The organism is Massilia timonae (assembly GCF_001866515.1).
Taxonomy (GTDB): Bacteria; Pseudomonadota; Gammaproteobacteria; order Burkholderiales; family Burkholderiaceae_D; genus Telluria; species Telluria timonae.
In genome coordinates, this window is the sequence record NZ_JRYB01000001.1 from 4939155 (window position 1) to 4955294 (window position 16140).

Here is a 16140-nt window from a genome sequence, read left to right on the forward strand (position 1 = left end):
TTATCTGCCGAACACTTTGCCGAATACCCGAGCAGGCGCGTCAGCGCGCCGGATTGTGTCCAAGCACCCGCGCGGGCAGCATGACGATCGCGCGCAGCAGGCCGAACACGGCGTCGACGCCAATGCCAAGCAGACGGAACGGCAGCAACAGCAGCCACACCACAGGATACAGCACCAGGGCAAGCAGCGCGATTGGCCAGCACAGGAACAGCAGCACCAACCATACCAGGAAACTCAGCATTGTCATTCTCCATGAAGAAGCATCATGGTGAATGTATGCCGAAAGAGGGAATGGGGACAGCGGCGTGCGATAAACGGGGGAAATGGCGGCCCGAACGGTCGCCGGAAAGGATGAGCGGACCGACCGGTCCGCCCATGGTTGCGGCATCAGGCGAAGGTGGCCGCTTCCTCGACCGCCGGCGCGTGCGCCCCGGTTTCCGCCTGCTCGGTCACGACCTCGACCTGGATCGACGCTTGCAGCGACGGGATCGAACCACCGGCGCGGTAGGCGAAGGAGATGCGCAGCAGGTCGCCGGCCTTGACCTCGACCGCGCGGTACAGCGGCAGGGTCATGTAATGGTTGAGCCAGTCGATCGTGGTCGCCTGTTCCTGCACGATGGCCAGCACGTTCTTGGTCACGAAACGCATCGCGTTCAGGGTGCCGCCCTGCTCCGCCACCAGCGAGCCTTCCCAGGCGATCAGGCTGTCGACCGGCTGGCTGAAATCGAGGATGCTGTACACGGCGGGTTGGGCCAGCTCGACCGTGCCTGGCTGGACCACGCCGGTTTCTTGGAACTGCACGATCGGGGCATAGAAGCCGTCGAAGTCATACGCCTGCTGGATCGGCTGGGCCGCCATGATCACGGCTTCCGGCATGAACAGCGGCAGCGGACCGCCGAACTTGGCCAGGTAGCGGCGCTTGAACGATTCGATTACCTCGACCTGTTTTTCGCGCAGCATGCCGACGTGGATCATCTCGCAGATCACGACGTCGACTGGCTCCGGCGGCAGGTAGTCGAAGGCGTCGGCGTGGATCACCTCGACCTTGTGGCCGTTCGGGTTCATCGCCAGGAAGCGGCGCGCTTCCTGCACCATGTCCGGGTTGAACTCGACGCAATACACTTTCGAGGCGCTCTGGGCCGCGAAGAAAGAAAGGACACCAGTGCCGCCGCCCAGCTCCAGCACTTTCGCGCCGGGGAACACGGAATAATGGATGGCATTCTTGAAGCTGTGCATCCGGTTCTGGTCCATCAGCATATTGTGATGATAGTGGACTGGAATGAACTGCCCCAGGTAGCAGCTTTCGATTTCGCGTTCGTTGAGCATGGGTATCCTTGTTGGTCGGTGGTCGTTAAACCGTAGACACATTATGGATACCATTGCCCTTGCGCAATTGGTCGAGCTAAGCGCGTTTTACCGTCCAATTCAGGAGCGAATTGTCACGCGGACAGGATCAGCGGGCTGGAACAGTGAGCTCCCTGGCCAGTTCGTCGCGGCCCGCCTGCTTGGCGATCTGGGCCGCGGTATGCCCTTCCGTGTTCTTCAGCACGGTATCGGCGCCGCGGGCGACCAGCAGCCGCGCCGTCGCGTCCTTCCCTTCGCGCGCCGCGAGCATCAGCGGCGTGAAGGCGCCGCTGGGGCGCGGCGACACCGCATCGACCTTGGCGCCGTGATCGATCAGCAATTGCGCGATCTTGTCGTCCCCGCTGGCGGCGGCGTAGTGCAGCGCGGTCCAGCCCGGCTGGTTGACCTTGGCGCCTTTTTTCAGCAGCGCGCGGACGACCTCTTCATCGCGCTTGAAGGCGGCCATCATCAGCGCCGTATTGCCGTTGACCGCCTTGCGCTCGAGGTCGGTGCCCGGATGGCGCAGCAGTTCAAGGATCACCTCGCGCGCGCCTTCGCGGATCGCCAGCACTAGGGCCGGCTCGCCGCCCAGGGGATTGAGCTCGTTGGCATTGACGACCGCGCCGACCATCTTGCGCACCGTGCTGGCGTCATCCATCTGCACGGCGCGGAAGAAGGAACTCACCTGCTGCGGCGTGGGTGGCTCGACGGCGTGGGCGCCGGCGATCGCGGCAAACAGCAGGCTGGTGGCAAGCAGGCGGCGGATCGGCACGGGTCAGCTCCTGGCGGTCTGGAACAGATTGAAGAAATTCTCGCTGGTGCGGTCGGCCACCTCGCGCAGCGAGACGCCCTTGAGCGTGGCGATGTACTCGGCCACATGGGCCACATAGCCTGGCTCGTTCATCTTGCCGCGGAACGGCACCGGCGCCAGATACGGCGAATCGGTCTCGATCAGCATGCGCTCGAGCGGCACGGCTTGCGCCACCGCCTGCAGCTCCTTCGCGCTTTTAAAGGTGACGATGCCCGAGAACGAGATGTAGAAGCCCTGGGCCATGGCGGCCTCGGCCACGGCCAGCGATTCGGTGAAGCAGTGCATGACGCCGGCCACGCCTCCCGCATCCGTGCCGGCGCCCTCTTCCTTCATCAGGCGGATCGTGTCCTCGCTGGCAGCGCGGGTGTGGATGATCAAGGGTTTACGGGTTTCGCGCGAGGCGCGGATGTGCACGCGGAAGCGCTCGCGCTGCCATTCCAGGTCGCCTTCGAGCCGGTAGTAATCCAGGCCGGTTTCACCGATGGCGACGATCTTGGGGTGGTTGGCCAGCTCGACCAGCTGCTGGACGGTCGGCTCCGGCGTGTCTTCGTAGTCGGGATGGACGCCGACCGAGGCGAAGATGTGGGGGTGTTGCTCGGCCAGGGCGAGCACTTGCGGGAAGTCAGGCAGGTCGACCGAGACGCACAGGGCGTGCGTCACCTTGTTCTCGGCCATCTTGGCCAGGACTTCGGGCATGCGGGCTGCCAGTTCCGGGAAATTGATGTGGCAATGGGAATCGATGTACATCCTGCCATTGTAAAGCCAGCCGGCGCAGTATGCCATCCGGCCGCATTCGCGCACGTAGACGGCCCAACTACGGCACCTGCCTATTGCTCCGCTAGCGCCAATAATTTGCTAGTTAGTATATCGATCGAAACAAGCCAATTTCGATCGTTGCGATAGCTCGCAAAACCATACTTGCGTACAAAATTCTGGATGCTTGGTTGCGGGTTCGTTTGCTCTATACCGATCGACGTGACGTTATATTGATCTGCTAGCTCGACAAGTTTCGCGAGCAATGCGGTTCCGTGCCCGCGACGCTGCTGTGCAAATCCTATACGGGCAATCACGACAGAATCACGTGGCCAAAATCCTCCTGGCCTAAACCGTAAGTACAGGTCAGCTGCCTTGCGGTTGACACTAACGGTCGGGGGCATTCCAGACGCGCACCTCCGCTTGTATCCGAATTGTTGACGACAGAACATATCGATATCATCAGAAAAAGCATCGAATCCTTCACTTGGTGTTTGCAAGCGATTACTCAATCAACGACTCCTTCCGGCAATCCGACATGACACGATGAAGAGGCTGGATACATGACACATCTGCCTCTCCCCGCATGAATTGCTCTTAATCGACGACGCGCTTTCCGAGGATGATCAGGTCGCGCTCGATCCCATCCAGATTGGCCACGCGCGGGAAATTGGCCCAAGTCTCGAACCCGTATTTGCGGAACAACGCCAGGCTCGGCTGGTTATGACCAAAAATGAACCCGAGCAAGGTATGCACCTTGACCTCGGGCGCAAACGCCATCGCCAGCTCCAGGCAGTAACGTCCCAGGCCCTTGCCGCGTGCGCTTTCGGCGATATAGATCGACACTTCGGCCGTGCCCGAATAGGCCGGACGACCATAGAAGTTCGAATACGACAGCCAGCCCAGCACTTCGGGATGCTCGCTCTTGTCCTCGGCATCGTGGATCACCCACAGCGGACGGCGATCCGGCGTATGGTCGTTGAACCACGCTTCGCGCGATTCGACCGTAATAGGTGCGGTGTCGGCAGTGACTTCGCGCGAAGCGATGGTGGAATTGTAGATGTCGACGATGACCGGCAGGTCGTCGCGTCGGGCCAGGCGATGAACGTAGGATGGCATGAAACGGGTGTGGTGGTTACAGGGTATGGGTTGCGCGCGACGACCGCAGCGCCGCGCCGAGGATTTCTTCGATGCGGGCCTTGGCGCGCTGTCCGGCCTCGTCGGCCGGGAAATGCACGCCGATGCCTTGCGCCTTGTTGTTATTGGCGCCGCTCGGCGTGATCCAGGCCACGGTGCCGGCGATCGGGTATTTGTTCGGGTCGTCCATCAGCGCCAGGATCAGGTAGATCTCGTCGCCGATCTTGTAAGGTTTGTTGGTGGGCACGAACATGCCGCCGTTTTTCAGGAACGGCATGTAGGCCGCGTACAGCGCCGCCTTTTCCTTGATCGCCAGCGACAGCACCGAAGGCCGCGGGGCCTGGGCTGCATTCGTCTCTGGCTGGGTGACGCTCATCGTGGTCCTTTCATGTGCAGCACGCAGTGTACTCAAGCAGCATATCTTCGACAAACAATTTTGCCGATAAAGGATGATCCGCCACAGCCCGCCGCTCGTTCACGGCCTTGATGACGCGCAGCAGGCCTGGCGTATTGACGCGGCCGGCCAGCGCCGCCAGCTCTTTCTGGTAGCGTGGGTAGTAGCGGATATTGCCCGACAATTTGTACGAAAACACATCGTACAGCCAGCGCTGGGTCCAGGACACCAGGGCCGGCAGCTCGGCCTTGGCCAGCTTCTCGGCGGCGCGCAGCGCAAAATCGGGCGCCGGCCGCGCCAGGAATTGCAGCAGCGCCTCCATGTCGTCGCGGCTGCCGTTGCTTGACTCGCCCAGGGCCGCCAGCGGCGCGCCGCCCTGCTCGCGCAGCCAGCTGTCGGCGTCCGGCACGCCCTGCTCCTTGAGCCAGGCCAGGGCTTCGTGGTGCGAAGGCATCGGCAGCGCGAACTTGCGGCAGCGCGACAGGATCGTCGGCAGCAGGCGGTCGAGGCTGTTGGAAGACAGCAGGAACACGGTACCCGGCGGCGGTTCTTCCAGGGTCTTGAGCAGCGCATTCGACGCCGGCATGTTCAGCGCCTCGGCCGGATACAGCACCACCACCCGCAAGCCCTGGCGGTGGGTCGAGATGTTCATGAAATCCGACAAGTTGCGGATCTGCTCGATCTTGATCTCTTTCGACGGCGCCTTGGTCGATTTCGACTTGGCGCCCGCTTCGCCGTCCTCGCCGTCGGCCGGCAGATCGTCTTCGAATGCCTCCGGCCGCACGCGGCGGTAATCCGGGTGATTGTGCTGCACGAACCAGCCGCAGGACGCGCAGGCCCCGCAAGCATGGCCGTCAGGCCGCGGACTCTCGCACAGCAGGGCCTGGGCAAACGTCTCGATGAAGTCGGCCTTGCCGGTGCCGGCCGGGCCATGGAACAGGATCGCATGCGGCATGCGCGCGCGCATCTGCTGCAGCTGGGACCAGGCGGCCCCTTGCCACGGGTACATCGTCACAACAATTTCTCCAGAACTTGGGCCAGGCTGGCCTGGATATCGGCAATGCTCCTGGTCGAGTCGACCACGACGAAGCGCTCCGGGAACTGCTCCGCGCGGCGCAGGTATTCGGCGCGGCATTTCGCAAAGAAGTCGGCCTGCTCGCGCTCGAATTTATCGAGCGTGCGCGTCGCGTCCAGGCGCTGGCGCGCCACTTCGAGCGGCACGTCGAACAGCAAGGTCAGGTCGGGCTGCAGTGCGGGATGCACCCAGGCTTCCAATGCTTCCATCTTGGCGCGCGGCAGGCCGCGGCCGCCGCTCTGGTAGGCGAAGCTGGCGTCGGTGAAACGGTCCGACAGCACCCATTTGCCCGCGGCCAGATTGGGCGCGATGACTTGCGCGATGTGCTCGCGCCGGCTGGCGAACATCAGCAGCGCTTCGGTTTCCAGGTGCATCTTTTCGTGCAACAGCAAGTCGCGCAGCTTTTCGCCGAGCGGCGTGCCGCCCGGTTCGCGCGACGAGACGATCTGCTTGCCGCGCGACGCCAGATAATCGGTGACGAAGCCGATGTGGGTCGATTTCCCGGCCCCATCGATGCCTTCGAATGTAATGAACTTGCCCTGCATGTGCTGCCTTACTTCTGGGGACCTCGAAAAACCTGCTGCGCGTTGCATTTTCGGTCTGCGATGCTCGCTGTACTCAAGTACAGCTGCGCTTCTCAACCGAAACTGCCGCCGCTCGCGACGGTTTTTCGAGGTCCCCTTGTGTTAGTGGGATTCGGTAAGCGGCTGATTCATGATGCCACGCTGGAAACGGTTGACCGCCCGGTTATGGTCCAGCAGGTTGTTCGAGAAGTGGCTGGTGCCATCGCCGCGCGCCACGAAATACAGCGCCGGGGTCTCGGCCGGTGCGAGCGCCGCGTTCAGCGACTGCAAACCAGGCAGCGCGATCGGCGTCGGCGGCAGGCCGCTGCGCGTATAGGTATTGTAAGGGGTATCGGTCAGCAGGTCCTTCTTGCGGATCTGGCCCGCAAAGGCCTCGCCCATGCCGTAGATCACGGTCGGGTCGGTCTGCAGCAGCATGCCGGTACGCAGGCGATTGACGAACACGCCGGCGATCATGTTGCGCTCGCTCTTCTGGCCCGTTTCCTTCTCGACGATCGAGGCCATGATCAGCGCTTCGTACGGCGTCTTGTACGGCAGCTCCTTGTTGCGCTTTTCCCAGGCCGCGTTCAGGTGCTCCAGCATCGCCTGGTGCGCGCGCCGATAGATCTCGATTTCCGACGAGCCCTTGGCGAACAAATAAGTGTCTGGGAAGAACAAGCCTTCCGGCTCCTTGAACTCGGTCGAGATCTTGCCCATCAATTCCTGGTCGGACAGCTTGACCGTGTCGTGCTTGAGGCGGTTGTGCGAACCGATCGCCTGGCGCATCTGGCGGAAGGTCCAGCCTTCGATGATGGTGATCGCTTCCTGCGCGAACTCGCCGCGCACCAGCTGGGTCAGCAGGCCGCGCGGACTGGTATTCGGTTTCAGTTCATAGCTGCCGGCCTTGATGCGCGCGGCGTCGCCCGTCAGGCGCGCCAGCAGCACGAACATGGTCGGGTTGATCGGCACGCCGGCCGCCACCATCTGCTGCGCGCTCGCTGCGACACCGCTGCCGGGATTGATCGTGAATTCGATCGGCTCACCGCTGGTCGTGAGCGAGTGCTTGGCCCACCAGGAAAATCCGCCTGCGGCTGCTAGCGTGACCACGACGCCGGTAACGAGTAATTTTTTTATGAATGCCATGTGGTGTGTGCGGGTACGAACGTGGATGCTGGTGCGGATTGCGGCGCTCCCGGCGCGATTTCCCCGACAACTCTATAATGAGGCCGTAATGATAAAGCCTAATTGCCAAAATATTTCGGATTTTCATGAGTAACTGGACTGATCACCTCGCCACGCATGGCGCCCGCTTCCATCTCGACGAAGCCACCCAGGTCGAGGACTTCGGCCAGCCCCTGGAGATTGACGCACTCGCGGCCGGCTTCGTCGCCACCGTGACCGACCAGGGATTGATCGCCGTCGCCGGCGAAGAAGCCGCGAAATTCCTGCATGCGCAGCTCACCAACGACGTCGAGCACCTGCGGCAAGACGAAGCCCGCTTCGCTGGCTTCTGCACGCCGAAAGGCCGCCTGCAGGCGAGCTTCCTGATGTGGCGCGACCTTGATACCGTCTATCTGCAGCTGCCGCGCGCGATCCAGGCGCCGCTGCAAAAACGCCTATCGATGTTTGTGCTGCGCAGCAAAGCCAAGCTGCGCGACGCCACCGACGAAGCGCCGTTCGCGGCCGTGCTCGGCCTCGGCGGCGCTAGGGCGCAGGCGGCGCTCGGCCGCTTCGTCAATACGCTGCCAGGCGCGCCGATGGGCAAGACCAGCGGCGAGTTCGGCACCGTGCTGCGCCTGAACGACGCCTTCGGCGCGCCACGCTACCTGTGGCTCGCCTCGACCGAGGCAGCAAGCGCTGCCCTGCCGGTATTGAAGGAAGAACTGGCCCTGGGCGGCAACCAGGCCTGGCGCCTGGCGACGATCCACGCCGGCGAGCCGCAGGTGAGCGCCGCCACGCAGGAGCAGTTCGTGCCGCAGATGGTCAACCTCGAGCTGCTGGGCGGCGTCAATTTCAAGAAAGGCTGCTATCCGGGCCAGGAAATCGTCGCGCGCACCAAATACCTGGGCAAGATCAAGCGCCGCACCGCGCTGGCCGGCATCGAGAATGCCGCCGCCCGCGCCGGCGATGAAGTGTTTTCGGTGGCCGACCCCGACCAACCCTGCGGCATGGTCGTCAACGCCGCGCCGAACGGCCGCGGCGGCGCCGACGCGCTGGTCGAGATCAAGCTGGCCGCGCTGGATGAAGAAGTGCGCCTGGGCTCGGCCGGCGGCGCACCGCTGCGTTTCCTGCCCATGCCCTACAGCCTCGACGCGGTCGACGACTAGCGATGGTCGACCTCTACGTCTACTACAAGGTGCGCAGCATCGATGCCGCCCGGCTGGCGCCGCTGGTGCATGCCATGGCGCGCCGCCTGGAGCAGGATGCCGGCGTGCGGGTGGCGCTCAAGCGCCGCCCCGAAGACAAGGACGGCCTGCAGACCTGGATGGAAGTCTATCCGGGCGTGACGGAGGGCTTCGAAGCGGTATTGGCGCAGGTCGTCGACGATGCCGGCATCTCGCCGTATCTCGCCGGGCCGCGCCGCCTTGAAATTTTCACGGACCTGCCATGTGCCTGATCGTCTTTGCATGGCACGTCGTCCCCGGCGTGCCCGTCATCGCGGCCGCCAACCGCGACGAGTTCTATGACCGCCCCGCCACGCCGGCCGGCCCCTGGCCGCAGGCGCCGCATGTGATCGCGGGCCGCGACCTGCAGGGCGGCGGCAGCTGGATGGGCGTGTCGCTCACCGGCCCCAACGGCCCGCGCTTCGCGGCGCTGACCAATATCCGCAGCCCGCAAGAACGCCGGCTGGATGCGCCGTCGCGCGGCGCGCTGGTGGCCGACTACCTGCGCGGCGAGCTCGATGCGGCGGCCTACGTGGCCGAACTGGCGGCGCGCCCCGACCTGTACAACGGCTACAACCTGGTGCTGGGCGACGGCGAGACCTTGTACTGGTACTCGAACCGCGGCAAGGACGATCCGCGCAACGGCCAGCCGCTGGAGCGTGGCCGCATCTACGGCATCTCGAACGGCCTGCTGGACACGCCCTGGCCCAAGGTGCTGCGCACCAAGGCGCAATTCGCGAGCCTGCTGTGCCAGGGGGCGCCCGAGGATGCGTACTTCGAGATGCTGGCCGACACCACGCGCGCGCCGGACGTGCGCCTGCCCGAGACCGGCGTGCCGATCGAGATGGAACGCATGCTGTCGCCGGTATGCATCGAATCGCCCGAGTATGGGACGCGCACCTCGACCGTGGTCAAGCTGTATCGGGATGCGGCGCCGGAGTTGCATGAGCGGGTGGTGCAGCCGGGGGTTGTCGCTGCAGCGTGAGACGTGGGGTGGACGGCCTCGCCGTCCACGCGTTCAACTTAGGGCGATGTTGCGATAACCCTCGCCTGGATTGAACGCGTGGGCGGGGGACCCGCCCACCCCACGATCTCGTGCCAGTCGATCTCGCCGCCAACGCTACCGCCTTCCTTTCATCCCCGCCTTCAAGATCTCCTTCAAATGCGGCGTCGCCGCATACGGATCGGCCGGCTGCCGTGCATGCACCAGCGCGTCCATGCGCTCGGCCACCGCGCCCAGCGCCTGGGGGTGCGAGAACACATAGAAGCGCTCTTCGCGGATCGCGTCGAACGTCAGGCGCGCGACGTCCGCCGCCGACACCTTGCCGGAGCCGACCGCTTTTTCGGTGAGCGCCTGCGCCGCCATCTGGCTCGCGGTCATGATTTCGTCGGTGCGCAGTTCGTCCGGCCGGTGGCGGTGCGATTGCGCGATCGCGGTCGGGATGAAATACGGGCACAGCACCGAAGTCCCGATCGGCGCGTCGACCAGCTTGAGGTCGTGGTACAGGGTTTCGGTGAGCGAGACCACCGCATGCTTGGAGACGTTGTAGATGCCCAGCGCCGGCGAATTGAGCAAGCCCGCCATCGAGGCGGTATTGACGATCCAGCCGCGATAGCCAGGGTCCTGCGCGGCGCACTCGAGCATCGTGCGCGTGAACGCGCGCACGCCGTGGATCACGCCCCACAGGTTGACACCCAGCACCCACTCCCAGTCTTCCTCGGAGTTCTCCCACACCAGGCCGCCGGCGCCGACGCCGGCATTGTTGAACACCAGGTGCACCGCGCCGAAGCGCGCCATCGCCGAATCGGCCAGTTCCTGCACGTGCTCGCCCTTGCGCACGTCGCACACCATGGCCAGCACCTCGGTCTGCTTCGCCAGTTCATCCGCCGCCTTTTCGAGAGCCTTGGGCTGGACATCGGCCAGCACCAGCTTCATGCCGAGGCTGGCGGCCAGGTTGGCGAACTCGCGCCCCATGCCGCTGGCGGCGCCCGTGATGGCCGCAACCTTTCCGTGAAACTCGTCCATTTTTGCCCCTCCCTAAACTAGACCGCCGTCACCCCGCCATCCACCGCCAGCACCTGCCCGGTGATGTGCTTGCCGGCATCCGAAGCGAACAGCACCACGGCGCCCTTCAGGTCTTCATCGTCGCCCAGGCGCTTCAATGGGGCCGCGGCCGCCAGCCCGTCGACGCCATAGGCGGCGAGCACGCCCTTCGTCATCTTCGACGGAAAGAAGCCAGGCGCGATCGCGTTGACCGTGATGCCGTAGCGCCCCCACTCGCCGGCAAGCGTACGGGTGAAATTTACCACCGCGCCCTTGGACGTGTTGTACGCCAGCGTCTGCATCGCGTCGGGCGGGTTGCCGGCCAGGCCGGCGATCGACGCGATGTTGACGATGCGGCCGTAGCGGCGCGGGATCATCGACAGCTTGCCGACCGCCTGCGACACCAGGAAGACCGAGCGCACGTTCAGGTTCATCACCTTGTCCCAGGCCTCGAGCGGATAGTCCTCTGCCGGCGCGCCCCAGGTGGCGCCGGCGTTATTGATCAGCATATCGACGTGGCCCAGGCGCGCGATCGCCGCCTCGACCAGCGCCTGCGCCTGGCTCGGGTCGGACAGATCGCCCGCGAAGCAGCTGGCCTCGATGCCGAGCGCGTGCAGCTGGGCCACGGTGGCGTCGAGCTCCTCCTGCTTGCGCGACGAGATCACCAGGCGCGCGCCCTGCTCGCCGAGCGCCTGCGCCATTTGCAGGCCGAGCCCGCGCGAGCCGCCGGTCACGATGGCGGTCTTGCCCTTCAGTGAAAACAACTCCTGGGTGGTGCGCATGGGGTCTCCTGGTTGTCGTTATCGGAAAGCTGTGCGGCTCAGACCTCGTAATCCATGCACTGGCGGCCTTCGCGGATGGCGCCGATGAACGGCACCACGGCCTGGTGGGTTGGATGCTTGATGTAAGCCCCGAGCGCGGCGCGGTCGGCGAACTCCGAATACAGCACCACGTCATAGGTCGCTTCGAGATCGGGCTGGGCCAAGGTCACCTCGAAGGTCAGGATGCCCGGCACGACCGTCGCGCACTCGTCCAGCCGGCGCTTCATCTCGCGCGCATTGGTCGCGCGATCGGCGCCTTCGGCCTGTTCCTTCAATTTCCACATCACGATGTGCTTGATCATTCCGTTTCCTGTTCTATTCATTGAGGGTGAGTGCCTTCCCGGACGTTGCCGCAGAGGGAAGCCGGTCGAGCATAGCATAGCGGCAGCACGACCGTTCGCGAAGAAATGTCGATTTCATCATGGGGATTAAATAGGAGGATTCTCTCCTATGAACGGGGAGTAGTCCGACACGGAAAAGCGGAGCGCGAGAGTGCGCTTGTAAGCCGTGTGTAAGCTGGATGCAAGATTCGCGTAAGGTTTCGGGCGCACAGTGAAGTTAGCTGACCAACAATCAGCATTTCCGGTTACACAAAATTAATTACGGAGACACCCATGGCTATCACACCCGGCAATACTGTCGGAGGACAAGCTGCACCGACCTCCGCCGGACTTACCAAGGAAGAGCGCAAGGTCATCGCCGCCTCTTCCCTCGGCACCGTTTTCGAATGGTACGACTTCTATCTCTACGGTTCGCTCGCTTCCATCATCGCCAAGCAGTTCTTCATCGGCGACCCCAGCACCACCTTCATCTTTGCCCTGCTCGCCTTCGCCGCCGGCTTCATCGTGCGCCCGTTCGGCGCGCTCGTGTTCGGCCGCCTGGGCGACATGATCGGCCGTAAGTACACCTTCCTGGTGACGATTTTGCTGATGGGCGCCTCGACTTTCCTGGTCGGCATCCTGCCGAGCTACGCCCAGATCGGCATCGCGGCGCCGATCATCCTGGTCACCCTGCGCATCCTGCAAGGCCTGGCGCTGGGCGGGGAATACGGCGGCGCCGCCACCTACGTGGCAGAGCACGCGCCGCACGGCAAGCGCGGCCTGTTCACGGCCTTCATCCAGACCACGGCCACGATCGGCCTGTTCCTGTCGCTGCTGGTGATCCTGGGCACCCGCACCCTGACCGGCGAAGAGGAGTTCCAGGCCTGGGGCTGGCGCATTCCGTTCCTGATCTCGGTGATCCTGCTCGGCATCTCGGTCTGGATCCGCATGTCGATGAACGAGTCGCCGGCCTTCGCCAAGATGAAAGCCGAGGGCAAGACCTCGAAGGCGCCGCTGTCCGAAGCCTTCCTCAAGCCGAAGAACGCCAAGATCGCCCTGCTGGCCCTGATCGGCCTGACGATGGGCCAGGCCGTGGTGTGGTACACCGGCCAGTTCTACGCCCTGTTCTTCCTCACCAAGACGCTCAAGATCGACGATCCGACCGCGAACATCCTGATCGCGATCGCGCTGCTGCTGGCGACCCCGTTCTTCATCATCTTCGGCGCGCTGTCGGACAAGATCGGCCGCAAGTGGATCATCCTCGGCGGCTGCGTGATCGCCGCCGCCACCTACTTCCCGATCTTCAAGGCCATCACCCACTACGGCAACCCGGCGCTCGAAACCGCGATCAAGACCTCGCCGGTCGTCGTCGTCGCCGATCCGAACACCTGCAGCTTCCAGATCGACGCCACCGGCACCAAGAAATTCCCGTCCTCGTGCGACATCGCCACGCGCATGCTGACCGCCGCCTCGGTGAGCTACAACCGCGTCGACGCGCCGGCCGGCACCGTCGCCACCATCAAGATCGGCGACACCGAGTACCGTTCGTTCAACGCCGTCATGACGCCGGATAACCTCAACTTCGACAAGGCCTCGCTGGCCAGCGAAGCGGCGCTCAAGTCCGAAGTGACCGGCGCCCTGAAGGCCGCCGGCTATCCGGACAAGGCCGATCCAACGCAGATCAACAAGCCGATGCTGGTGGTCTTCCTGTTCATCCTGGTGCTGTACGTGACCATGGTGTACGGCCCGATCGCGGCAATGCTGGTCGAGATGTTCCCGACCCGCATCCGCTATACCTCGATGTCGCTGCCGTATCACATCGGTAACGGCTGGTTCGGCGGCCTGCTGCCGACGACGGCCTTTGCGCTGGTGGCGTTCAAGGGCGATATTTATTACGGCTTGTGGTATCCGATCGTCATCGCGCTCATCACCTTCGTGATCGGCGCACTGTTCGTGCGGGAGACCAAGGACAACAATATCTACGCCAACGACTGAGACCGCGAGCGCAGAAAGAATAATGCCGCTGGCTATCCAGCGGCATTTTTTTTCGAACCGACCGACTCCCGCAGGCTACTCTCAGCCGTTGAAGCCCTGCCCCAGCGACGCCAGGCGCGCCAGCAGCGGCGCCGGCTGCCACGCCTCGCCCTGGCGCCCGCGGGCGAACCCTTCGACCGCCTCCAGCACCTTCGGCAAACCGACACTGTCCGCGTACAGCATCGGTCCGCCCCGGTGCAAGGGGAAGCCATACCCGCTCAGGTACACCATGTCGACGTCGGAAGCGCGCAGCGCGATGCCCTCCTCGATGATCCGAGCGCCTTCGTTCACCAGCGCATACACCAGGCGCTCGACGATCTCCTCGTCGGCAATGGCACGCCGCGACACGCCGATGTCGGCCGAATGGCGCACGACCATGTCGTTCACCGCCTCGGACGGCAATGCCTTGCGTTCGCCCGCGCGGTAGTCGTACCAGCCGGCGCCGGTCTTCTGCCCGAAACGCCCCTGTTCGCACAGCAGGTCCGGCAGCTTCGAATAGGTGAAGCCCGGCGACTCCAGCGCGCGGCGCTTGCGGATGTGCCAGCCGATGTCGTTGCCGGCCAGGTCGCTCATGCGGAACGGCCCCATCGCGAAGCCGAAGGCCTCGATCGCGCGGTCGACCTGCTCCGGCAGCGCGCCTTCTTCGAGCAGGAAAACCGCCTGGCGCAGGTACTGCTCCAGCATGCGGTTGCCGATGAAGCCGTCGCACACACCGGAGACCACGCCGATCTTCCTGAGCTTTTTGGACAGCGCCAGCGCCGTGGCCAGCACGTCCTTGCCGGTGCGGGCGCCGCGCACGATCTCGAGCAGCTTCATCACGTGCGCCGGGCTGAAGAAATGCAGGCCGATCACGTCCTGGGGGCGGCGCGTGAAGGCGGCGATCCGGTTGACGTCGAGCGTCGAGGTATTGGTGGCCAGGATCGCGCCCGGCTTCATCACCTTGTCCAGCTCGCGGAACACGAGTTCCTTGACGCCGATGTCCTCGAATACCGCCTCGACCACGATGTCGGCCTGGGCGATGGCGTCATACGACAGCGTGCCGGTCACCAGCGCCATGCGCTGCTCGAGCTGCTCGGGCTTGAGCTTGCCCTTGCTCACGCCGCTCTCATACAGCTTGCGCATCGCGGCCAGCCCCTGGTCCAGGGCGTCCTGCTTCGTTTCGAGGAGCGTCACCGGAATGCCGGCGTTGGCGAAGTTCATGGCGATCCCGCGGCCCATGGTGCCGGCGCCGACCACCGCCGCGCTCGCGATGCTGCGCAACGGCGTATCGGCCGGCACGTCCGGCACCTTGCCGGCCGCGCGTTCGGCGAAGAAGGCATGGCGCAGCGCCTTCGATTCGCTCGTCGTGGTCAGTTGAATGAAACGCTCGCGCTCGAAACGCAGGCCGTCCTCGAACGAATCGGCCGTCACCGAGGCGGCCACCGCCTCCACGCAGGCGCGCGGCGCGGGGAACGGCCCGGCGGCGGCATCGACCTGGGCCCGTGCGGAGGCCAGGAACCCGGCGGCGTCGGGGTGCTCGACCACGCGGTCGCGCACCTTCGGCAGCGGACGCAGGTCGGCGATGCGCTCGGCGTAGGCGATGGCGGCCGGCAGCAGCTCGGCGCCCGCCTGGAACACCTCGTCGAACAGCGGCGTGCCGGCCAGCTTTTCGGACAGCATCGGGATCCCGCCAAGAATCATGCCCAGCGCCTTTTCCAGGCCGAGCACGCGCGGCAGGCGCTGGGTGCCGCCGGCGCCCGGGATCAGGCCCAGCTTCACTTCGGGCAGCGCGATCTGGGCGCCCGGCAGCGCCACGCGGTAGTGGCACCCCAGCGCCAGCTCCAGGCCGCCGCCCATGGCCACGCTGTGGATCGCCGCCACGACCGGCTTGGAAGAGCCCTCGACCACCCGGATCAGCGAGTGCAGGGTCGGCTCGGTGAGGGCCTTCGGAGAATTGAATTCGCGGATGTCGGCGCCGCCCGAGAAGGCCTTGCCGGCGCCGGTGAGCACGATCGCCTTGACCGCCGGATCGCTTTCTGCCGCCTGCACGCCCTGCACGGCGGCGCTGCGGGTCGCGAGCCCCAGGCCGTTGACCGGCGGGTTGTTCAGGGTGATGACGGCAACGCTGCCGTGGACCTGGTAGTCGGCGCTCATGTCTCTCGTTCTCCTTGTAGGTGGTGCTGGATGAGCCATCCACTATACCGCAGAAAATGCACGAGCGTACTATTCAGGCAACGGCCGGCCGGGATCAGAAATCGCGCTGCTGGCGCGCCCGCTCGATCTTCTGGTCGGTCTTGTACTGGCTCAGGGCGTAGACGGCCCAGATGGCGGCCGGCAGCCAGCCGATCAGGGTGATTTGCAGGATCAGGCAGATGATGCCGGCGATCGGGCGGCCGATGGTGAAGAAGGTCAGCCAGGGAAGAATGAGGGCGATGAGCAGGCGCATGGAGAATCCTGTGAGCGAAAGTTGTCAAAAGTGAT

19 protein-coding genes are annotated in these 16140 nt (G+C 64.5%); 4 read left to right on the forward strand and 15 right to left on the reverse strand.

What is annotated here, in order from left to right:
- Nucleotides 1–40: 40 nt before the first annotated feature.
- From LO55_RS20900 to mltG, 10 genes are all read right to left on the reverse strand, one after another.
- Nucleotides 41–241 (reverse strand): hypothetical protein, encoded by a 201-nt coding sequence (locus LO55_RS20900; protein WP_005671072.1) that lies wholly within the window; start codon nucleotides 239–241, stop codon nucleotides 41–43.
- Nucleotides 242–387: 146 nt separating this feature from the next.
- On the reverse strand, nucleotides 388–1326 hold the full coding sequence (locus LO55_RS20905) for a class I SAM-dependent methyltransferase (protein WP_071362967.1): 939 nt from the start codon (nucleotides 1324–1326) through the stop codon (nucleotides 388–390).
- A gap of 127 nt (nucleotides 1327–1453) precedes the next feature.
- Complete coding sequence (locus LO55_RS20910; protein ID WP_071362968.1) at nucleotides 1454–2116, reverse strand: ankyrin repeat domain-containing protein; 663 nt, start codon at nucleotides 2114–2116, stop codon at nucleotides 1454–1456.
- 3 nt (nucleotides 2117–2119) lie between these two features.
- Entirely contained in the window at nucleotides 2120–2902 is a 783-nt protein-coding gene (locus tag LO55_RS20915) for a TatD family hydrolase (RefSeq protein WP_071363905.1), read from the reverse strand.
- A gap of 80 nt (nucleotides 2903–2982) precedes the next feature.
- Nucleotides 2983–3420 (reverse strand): GNAT family N-acetyltransferase, encoded by a 438-nt coding sequence (locus LO55_RS26520; RefSeq protein WP_143054589.1) that lies wholly within the window; start codon nucleotides 3418–3420, stop codon nucleotides 2983–2985.
- Nucleotides 3421–3505: 85 nt separating this feature from the next.
- Nucleotides 3506–4027, reverse strand: a complete 522-nt coding sequence (locus tag LO55_RS20920; protein WP_071362969.1) for a GNAT family N-acetyltransferase — start codon at nucleotides 4025–4027, stop codon at nucleotides 3506–3508.
- A gap of 16 nt (nucleotides 4028–4043) precedes the next feature.
- Nucleotides 4044–4421, reverse strand: coding sequence for a PilZ domain-containing protein (locus tag LO55_RS20925; RefSeq protein ID WP_071362970.1), 378 nt, complete (start codon nucleotides 4419–4421; stop codon nucleotides 4044–4046).
- A gap of 10 nt (nucleotides 4422–4431) precedes the next feature.
- Nucleotides 4432–5448, reverse strand: a complete 1017-nt coding sequence (locus LO55_RS20930) for a DNA polymerase III subunit delta' (RefSeq protein WP_071362971.1) — start codon at nucleotides 5446–5448, stop codon at nucleotides 4432–4434.
- A gap of 2 nt (nucleotides 5449–5450) precedes the next feature.
- Nucleotides 5451–6059 carry a dTMP kinase gene (gene tmk / locus LO55_RS20935; RefSeq protein ID WP_071362972.1) on the reverse strand — a complete coding sequence of 203 codons (609 nt, stop codon included), beginning with the start codon at nucleotides 6057–6059 and terminating at the stop codon, nucleotides 5451–5453.
- Between the two features lie 141 nt (nucleotides 6060–6200).
- Nucleotides 6201–7220 (reverse strand): endolytic transglycosylase MltG, encoded by a 1020-nt coding sequence (gene mltG, locus LO55_RS20940; RefSeq protein ID WP_177185556.1) that lies wholly within the window; start codon nucleotides 7218–7220, stop codon nucleotides 6201–6203.
- A 125-nt stretch (nucleotides 7221–7345) separates the two neighbouring features.
- On the opposite strand from mltG, the gene ygfZ reads away from it, so the two are divergent.
- From ygfZ to LO55_RS20955, 3 genes are read left to right on the forward strand one after another with little or no spacing between them, the layout of a single operon-like run.
- Nucleotides 7346–8404 (forward strand): CAF17-like 4Fe-4S cluster assembly/insertion protein YgfZ, encoded by a 1059-nt coding sequence (gene ygfZ, locus LO55_RS20945; protein WP_071362973.1) that lies wholly within the window; start codon nucleotides 7346–7348, stop codon nucleotides 8402–8404.
- 2 nt (nucleotides 8405–8406) lie between these two features.
- Entirely contained in the window at nucleotides 8407–8694 is a 288-nt protein-coding gene (locus LO55_RS20950) for a DUF4936 family protein (protein WP_071362974.1), read from the forward strand.
- Entirely contained in the window at nucleotides 8685–9446 is a 762-nt protein-coding gene (locus tag LO55_RS20955; protein WP_005671088.1) for an NRDE family protein, read from the forward strand. Before LO55_RS20950 ends, LO55_RS20955 begins: the two co-directional genes overlap by 10 nt.
- Before the next feature lie 135 nt (nucleotides 9447–9581).
- Here LO55_RS20955 and LO55_RS20960 read toward each other — a convergent pair whose 3' ends face one another.
- Genes LO55_RS20960 through LO55_RS20970 form a run of 3 tightly spaced genes read right to left on the reverse strand, consistent with a single transcriptional unit; the run spans nucleotide 9582 to nucleotide 11628 of the window.
- The gene (locus tag LO55_RS20960) at nucleotides 9582–10487 is read right to left on the reverse strand and encodes an SDR family oxidoreductase (protein WP_071362975.1); all 906 of its coding nucleotides are present in this window, start codon (nucleotides 10485–10487) and stop codon (nucleotides 9582–9584) included.
- A gap of 17 nt (nucleotides 10488–10504) precedes the next feature.
- Nucleotides 10505–11287 carry an SDR family oxidoreductase gene (locus LO55_RS20965; RefSeq protein ID WP_071362976.1) on the reverse strand — a complete coding sequence of 261 codons (783 nt, stop codon included), beginning with the start codon at nucleotides 11285–11287 and terminating at the stop codon, nucleotides 10505–10507.
- Nucleotides 11288–11325: 38 nt separating this feature from the next.
- Nucleotides 11326–11628, reverse strand: a complete 303-nt coding sequence (locus tag LO55_RS20970; protein WP_071362977.1) for a Dabb family protein — start codon at nucleotides 11626–11628, stop codon at nucleotides 11326–11328.
- Between the two features lie 312 nt (nucleotides 11629–11940).
- Here LO55_RS20970 and LO55_RS20975 point away from each other — a divergent pair, with 312 nt between their 5' ends.
- Nucleotides 11941–13641 carry an MFS transporter gene (locus LO55_RS20975; RefSeq protein ID WP_071362978.1) on the forward strand — a complete coding sequence of 567 codons (1701 nt, stop codon included), beginning with the start codon at nucleotides 11941–11943 and terminating at the stop codon, nucleotides 13639–13641.
- 81 nt (nucleotides 13642–13722) lie between these two features.
- Here LO55_RS20975 and LO55_RS20980 read toward each other — a convergent pair whose 3' ends face one another.
- Nucleotides 13723–15813 (reverse strand): 3-hydroxyacyl-CoA dehydrogenase NAD-binding domain-containing protein, encoded by a 2091-nt coding sequence (locus tag LO55_RS20980; protein WP_005671097.1) that lies wholly within the window; start codon nucleotides 15811–15813, stop codon nucleotides 13723–13725.
- 94 nt (nucleotides 15814–15907) lie between these two features.
- Nucleotides 15908–16105 carry a YqaE/Pmp3 family membrane protein gene (locus tag LO55_RS20985; RefSeq protein ID WP_005671099.1) on the reverse strand — a complete coding sequence of 66 codons (198 nt, stop codon included), beginning with the start codon at nucleotides 16103–16105 and terminating at the stop codon, nucleotides 15908–15910.
- Nucleotides 16106–16140 lie beyond the last annotated feature (35 nt).